Here is a 1,362-nt window from a genome sequence, read left to right as displayed (position 1 = left end):
CCTGTGTGGATGGCTCCTGCATAGCAAGACTTTTCTGAGATAGATTTTGCACTGGTCAGAAGCAGACGTGTGTCCGGCCTGTTTGCGCGGCGCACGCGGCCGCTGGCCCTGATGGTTTCCGCAAGCCAAGTCCCATACGGGTTCTCGGACAACGATGTGTCCTGGTCATTCGGCGGGTTGTCTTGGCGGGCGGGCTGACTGTGCTCCATCATCTCAATGGTCTTGCGGTCTCTGTGGTTCTTGTTCTTCGTTTCAGGCGGAGTGCGGGCGGTAGCGTTCGTTCTTGGTCAAGATGGCCCAGATGATCCGGGCCGTCTTGTTTGCCATCGCGACGGTTGCAAGGCGGGCGGGCTTTCGTGCGAGCAAGTCCAGCGTCCACGAGCCGACCCGTTCCGGGTGGGTTTTCATTTGCCGCAAGCGCGCGGTCATTCCCGTAACCAGCAGGCGCCTGACGTACCGATCTCCCATCTTTGAGATGCGCCCCAGCTTTTCCTTGCCTCCGCTGGATCGGTTGAGTGGAGTTAACCCAAGCCAGGCTGCAAATTCCCGCCCACTCTTGAATTGCCGCGCGTTGCCGACAGTGGCGACAATGGCGGACGCCGTCACAGGACCGACACCCGGTATCGTGCGAAGCAGCGTCACGCGGGGATCCTGCCGGGCCTGAAGCCGCATCCGCATCTCGTACCATCTGACCCGAAGGTGCAGAGCAACGAGTTGATTGCTGAGGTTGGTCAGGACATCAACGGCAACCTCCGGAATGCGCGGGAGGCCTCCCTCCAGAACGCCTTTAGCAAACTTCACGCTGCTGCCTATGCCTTGAGCGATCACGATGCCGAACTCTGCCAGAAGACCGCGCAGCATGTTGCCGAGCTGAGTGCGCTGACGAACGATCAGATCACGGGCACGGTGCAGGAACAGCACACCCTGCTGCTCTTCCGATTTGATCGCGACGAACCGCATCGTGGGGCGTGTCACGGCTTCGCAGATGGCTTCGGCATCAGCCGCATCGGACTTGCCGCGTTTGACATACGGCTTCACGTAATTCGCCGGGATCAAACGAACATCGTGGCCAAGGGCAGAAAGTTGCCGCGCCCAGTAGTGACTGGACCCACATGCCTCCATGCCGACAAGACACGCAGGCAGGTCCTTGAAGAAAGCCAGAAGATGCGCGCGCCTAATCGTCCGATTAAAAACGACCTCTCCGGTCTCGGTAATCCCATGGACCTGGAAAACGTTCTTGGCCAGATCTACGCCGACTGTTGTAACCTGCATTGGGTGGCTCCTCTCATAGCAGTCACGACAACTGCACTATGGCGCATTGCGACGCCGGTTGGAGCAGGAGCCATCCACCCCATCGGGTTC

The 1,362-nt window shown here is 59.5% G+C and carries 1 protein-coding gene; it reads right to left on the bottom strand.

Annotated features, from left to right (window positions below; all coding sequences use genetic code 11):
- Positions 1-252: 252 nt before the first annotated feature.
- The gene (locus tag FGX59_RS36905) at positions 253-1,272 is read right to left on the bottom strand and encodes an IS110 family transposase (protein ID WP_138473481.1); all 1,020 of its coding nucleotides are present in this window, start codon (positions 1,270-1,272) and stop codon (positions 253-255) included.
- Positions 1,273-1,362 lie beyond the last annotated feature (90 nt).

This window comes from Poseidonocella sp. HB161398 (genome assembly GCF_005870025.1).
Lineage (GTDB): Bacteria > Pseudomonadota > Alphaproteobacteria > Rhodobacterales > Rhodobacteraceae > Mangrovicoccus.
Note: the sequence above shows the minus strand (reverse complement) of the source record. Positions and strands in the feature narration are given on the sequence as shown.